The organism is Nocardioides psychrotolerans, from assembly GCF_900113685.1.
Taxonomy (GTDB): domain Bacteria; phylum Actinomycetota; class Actinomycetes; order Propionibacteriales; family Nocardioidaceae; genus Nocardioides; species Nocardioides psychrotolerans.
On record NZ_FOQG01000037.1, the window covers coordinates 1 to 5,305 of the forward strand.

A 5,305-nucleotide genomic window follows, 5' to 3' on the forward strand; every position below is an offset into this window, starting at 1 on the left:
GGTGTGCGTCTGATCTTTGAGAACTCAACAGTGTGTCATAGTCGATGAATTAGTTTGTATGCCCTTATGTCAAAGTTTGGGTTGTTTTTTCGGCATTAGATAGATCTGGCAATTGTCAGTTTTGTTTTTTGTCAGTGATGGAATTTTCTACGGAGAGTTTGATCCTGGCTCAGGACGAACGCTGGCGGCGTGCTTAACACATGCAAGTCGAGCGGTAAGGCCCTTTCGGGGGTACACGAGCGGCGAACGGGTGAGTAACACGTGAGTAATCTGCCCTTCACTTGGGGATAAGCTTCGGAAACGGGGTCTAATACCTGATACGACGACTGCCTGCATGGGTTGGTCGTGGAAAGTTTTTTCGGTGGAGGATGTGCTCGCGGCCTATCAGCTTGTTGGTGGGGTAATGGCCTACCAAGGCTTCGACGGGTAGCCGGCCTGAGAGGGTGACCGGCCACACTGGGACTGAGACACGGCCCAGACTCCTACGGGAGGCAGCAGTGGGGAATATTGGACAATGGGCGGAAGCCTGATCCAGCAACGCCGCGTGAGGGATGACGGCCTTCGGGTTGTAAACCTCTTTCAGTACCGACGAAGCGCCCGTTGTGGGTGGTGACGGTAGGTACAGAAGAAGCACCGGCCAACTACGTGCCAGCAGCCGCGGTAATACGTAGGGTGCGAGCGTTGTCCGGAATTATTGGGCGTAAAGGGCTCGTAGGCGGTTTGTCGCGTCGGGAGTGAAAACACCGGGCTTAACTCGGTGCCTGCTTTCGATACGGGCAGACTAGAGGTATGCAGGGGAGAACGGAATTCCTGGTGTAGCGGTGAAATGCGCAGATATCAGGAGGAACACCGGTGGCGAAGGCGGTTCTCTGGGCATCACCTGACGCTGAGGAGCGAAAGTGTGGGGAGCGAACAGGATTAGATACCCTGGTAGTCCACACCGTAAACGTTGGGCGCTAGGTGTGGGGCCTATTCCATGGGTTCCGTGCCGCAGCTAACGCATTAAGCGCCCCGCCTGGGGAGTACGGCCGCAAGGCTAAAACTCAAAGGAATTGACGGGGGCCCGCACAAGCGGCGGAGCATGCGGATTAATTCGATGCAACGCGAAGAACCTTACCTGGGTTTGACATATGCCGGAAAGCCCCAGAGATGGGGCCCCTTTTAGTCGGTATACAGGTGGTGCATGGCTGTCGTCAGCTCGTGTCGTGAGATGTTGGGTTAAGTCCCGCAACGAGCGCAACCCTCGTTCTATGTTGCCAGCACGTTATGGTGGGGACTCATAGGAGACTGCCGGGGTCAACTCGGAGGAAGGTGGGGATGACGTCAAGTCATCATGCCCCTTATGTCCAGGGCTTCACGCATGCTACAATGGCCGGTACAAAGGGCTGCGATGCTGTAAGGCGGAGCGAATCCCAAAAAGCCGGTCTCAGTTCGGATTGGGGTCTGCAACTCGACCCCATGAAGTCGGAGTCGCTAGTAATCGCAGATCAGCAACGCTGCGGTGAATACGTTCCCGGGCCTTGTACACACCGCCCGTCACGTCACGAAAGTCGGCAACACCCGAAGCCGGTGGCCCAACCCTTGTGGAGGGAGCCGTCGAAGGTGGGGCTGGCGATTGGGACGAAGTCGTAACAAGGTAGCCGTACCGGAAGGTGCGGCTGGATCACCTCCTTTCTAAGGAGCACATGCCCCGCACGCCTGGCGTCTGTCCAGGTGGCAATGGTGGTGTTCACTAGTGGAATCATCGATGAACGTTGAAGTCGGCGTGTGGCGCTCCTGAGTACGGTCTGCAGCTTTTGTTGTGGGTGTGGAAATCGGGGTGGTGCGCGTTGGTGGATGAGTTGGCACACTGTTGGGCCCTGAGAGATCAGGCCGGCCTCCTTCGGGGGGTGTTGGGTCTGGTGTTTTCTTGGTGTTTGAAACTTTGATAGTGGACGCGAGCATCTACACGATGCACGCAGGTGTCGCCTGGTGATCTTCTCTTGTTTGTGAGGGGGGTTGGTGGGTGGCTGTTGTGCGTGGTCGTGTGTTTGTTTTTGTAGTGTGTGTCTTTGTAGTTTTTGTTGAGTGTTTGTGTTGACAAGCTGTAAAGGGCACACGGTGGATGCCTTGGCATCGAGAGCCGATGAAGGACGTTGGAGCCTGCGATAAGCCCTGGGGAGTTGGCAACCGAGCTGTGATCCGGGGGTGTCCGAATGGGGAAACCCAGCTGGAGTCATGTCCAGTTACCCACATCTGAATAAAATAGGGTGTGTGGAGGGAACGTGGGGAAGTGAAACATCTCAGTACCCATAGGAAGAGAAAACAAAAGTGATTCCGAGAGTAGTGGCGAGCGAAATCGGATGAGGCTAAACCATGTGCGTGTGATACCCGGCAGGGGTTGCGCATGTGGGGTCGTGGGAGCATTCATGTCCGTCTGCCGGCGGATGAGACAGTAAGAAAACCAAAGTGAAGTCCAAGTCCATTGGAAAGTGGCGCCGTAGAGGGTGATAGCCCCGTAAGTGTAAGCTTTGGTCTGTCGAGTGATTTCCCAAGTAACACGGAACTCCTGAAATTCCGTGTGAATCTGGCGGGACCACCCGTTAAGCCTAAATACTTCTCGATGACCGATAGCGGACTAGTACCGTGAGGGAAAGGTGAAAAGTACCCCTGGCGGGGAGTGAAATAGTACCTGAAACCGTGTGCCTACAATCCGTCAGAGCGAGAGCTTGCTCTTGTGATGGCGTGCCTTTTGAAGAATGAGCCTGCGAGTTAGCGTTGTGTTGCGAGGTTAACCCGTGTGGGGTAGCCGTAGCGAAAGCGAGTCTGAATAGGGCGCTTGAGTAGCACGATCTAGACCCGAAGCGAAGTGATCTATCCATGGGCAGGTTGAAGCGCGGGTAAGACCGCGTGGAGGACCGAACCCACTTAGGTTGAAAACTGAGGGGATGACCTGTGGATAGGGGTGAAAGGCCAATCAAACTTCGTGATAGCTGGTTCTCCCCGAAATGCATTTAGGTGCAGCGTTGCGTGTTTCTTGCCGGAGGTAGAGCACTGGATAGCTAATGGGCCCTACAAGGTTACTGACGTTAGCCAAACTCCGAATGCCGGTAAGTGAGAGCGCAGCAGTGAGACAGTGGGGGATAAGCTCCATTGTCGAGAGGGAAACAGCCCAGACCATCAGCTAAGGCCCCTAAGCGGTGACTAAGTGGAAAAGGATGTGGAGTCGCAGTGACAACCAGGAGGTTGGCTTGGAAGCAGCCACCCTTGAAAGAGTGCGTAATAGCTCACTGGTCAAGTGATTCCGCGCCGACAATGTAGCGGGGCTCAAGTCATCCGCCGAAGCTATGGCATTCACATATATAACTTAGCCTTCGTGGTTCAGGTGTGTGGATGGGTAGGGGAGCGTCGTGTCGCGGGTGAAGCATCGGAGTGATCCAGGTGTGGACGCGACACGAGTGAGAATGCAGGCATGAGTAGCGAATGAAGAGTGAGAAACTCTTCCGCCGAATGATCAAGGGTTCCAGGGTCAAGCTAATCTGCCCTGGGTAAGTCGGGACCTAAGGCGAGGCCGACAGGCGTAGTCGATGGACAACGGGTTGATATTCCCGTACCGGCAAAGTAGCGCCCATGATGAACCCGGTGATGCTAACCATCCGAAACTTATTGGACCGGACCCTTCGGGGCGAGGCTGGTGAGCGTAGCGTGGGATCCGAACCGGTAGTAGTCAAGCGATGGGGTGACGCAGGAAGGTAGACCAGCCGTGGCGATGGTTGTCCACGGGTAAGCAGGTAGGGTGTGTTCTAGGCAAATCCGGAACGCTGTCTTTGATGACGAGCCTGAGACGTGATGCCGACCCCGTATGGGGGAAGTGGTTGATCCTATGCTGCCGAGAAAAACCTCTAGCGAGCTATACGCCGCCCGTACCCCAAACCGACTCAGGTGATCAGGTAGAGAATACTAAGGCGATCGAGCGAACCATGGTTAAGGAACTCGGCAAAATGCCCCCGTAACTTCGGGAGAAGGGGGGCCCGAACCGTCAAGGCTCTTGCAGCCGGTAGCGGGGAGGGCCGCAGAGACCAGGCCCAAGCGACTGTTTACTAAAAACACAGGTCCGTGCGAAGTTGTAAGACGATGTATACGGACTGACTCCTGCCCGGTGCTGGAAGGTTAAGGGGACCGGTCAACCACGTAAGTGGTGAAGCTGAGAACTTAAGCCCCAGTAAACGGCGGTGGTAACTATAACCATCCTAAGGTAGCGAAATTCCTTGTCGGGTAAGTTCCGACCTGCACGAATGGAGTAACGACTTGGGCGCTGTCTCAACCGTGGACTCGGCGAAATTGCACTACGAGTAAAGATGCTCGTTACGCGCGGCAGGACGGAAAGACCCCGGGACCTTTACTATAGTTTGGTATTGGTGTTTGGTTCGGCTTGTGTAGGATAGGTGGGAGACTGTGAAGTGGCCACGCCAGTGGTTGTGGAGTCAACGTTGAAATACCACTCTGGTCGTACTAGATATCTAACCTAGGTCCGTAATCCGGATCAGGGACAGTGCCTGATGGGTAGTTTAACTGGGGCGGTTGCCTCCTAAAGTGTAACGGAGGCGCTCAAAGGTTCCCTCAGCCTGGTTGGCAATCAGGTGGCGAGTGTAAGTGCACAAGGGAGCTTGACTGTGAGACAGACATGTCGAGCAGGGACGAAAGTCGGAACTAGTGATCCGGCGCCAGCAGGTGGAAGCGGCGTCGCTCAACGGATAAAAGGTACCCCGGGGATAACAGGCTGATCTTCCCCAAGAGTCCATATCGACGGGATGGTTTGGCACCTCGATGTCGGCTCGTCGCATCCTGGGGCTGGAGTAGGTCCCAAGGGTTGGGCTGTTCGCCCATTAAAGCGGCACGCGAGCTGGGTTTAGAACGTCGTGAGACAGTTCGGTCCCTATCCGCCGCGCGCGCAGGAAACTTGAGAAAGGCTGTCCCTAGTACGAGAGGACCGGGATGGACGAACCTCTGGTGTGCCAGTTGTCCCGCCAGGGGCACGGCTGGTTAGCTACGTTCGGAAGTGATAACCGCTGAATGCATCTAAGCGGGAAGCACGTTTCAAGATAAGGTTTCCCACCACATTTGTGGGTAAGGCCCCCAACAGATTATTGGGTTGATAGGCCGGAGGTATACAGCAGCAATGCCCAGCCGACCGGTACTAATAGGCCGAGGGCTTGTCTCACAAACCCTCAACTGAAACCACAATTCCGCGCACACATGAACAAGACGCTGAGGCGTCGTTCGCGTCCACATCAAAGACCACCCGGTCACCACAGCGTGTCCCTGA

2 rRNA genes are annotated in these 5,305 nt (G+C 55.3%); both read left to right on the top strand.

The window, feature by feature from the left end:
• Window positions 1-146: 146 nt before the first annotated feature.
• Window positions 147-1,674, top strand: a 16S ribosomal RNA gene (locus tag BM204_RS22025).
• 403 nt (window positions 1,675-2,077) lie between these two features.
• A 23S ribosomal RNA gene (locus tag BM204_RS22030) occupies window positions 2,078-5,200 on the top strand.
• The 16S and 23S rRNA genes sit together here, the layout of an rRNA operon.
• Window positions 5,201-5,305: the final 105 nt, after the last annotated feature.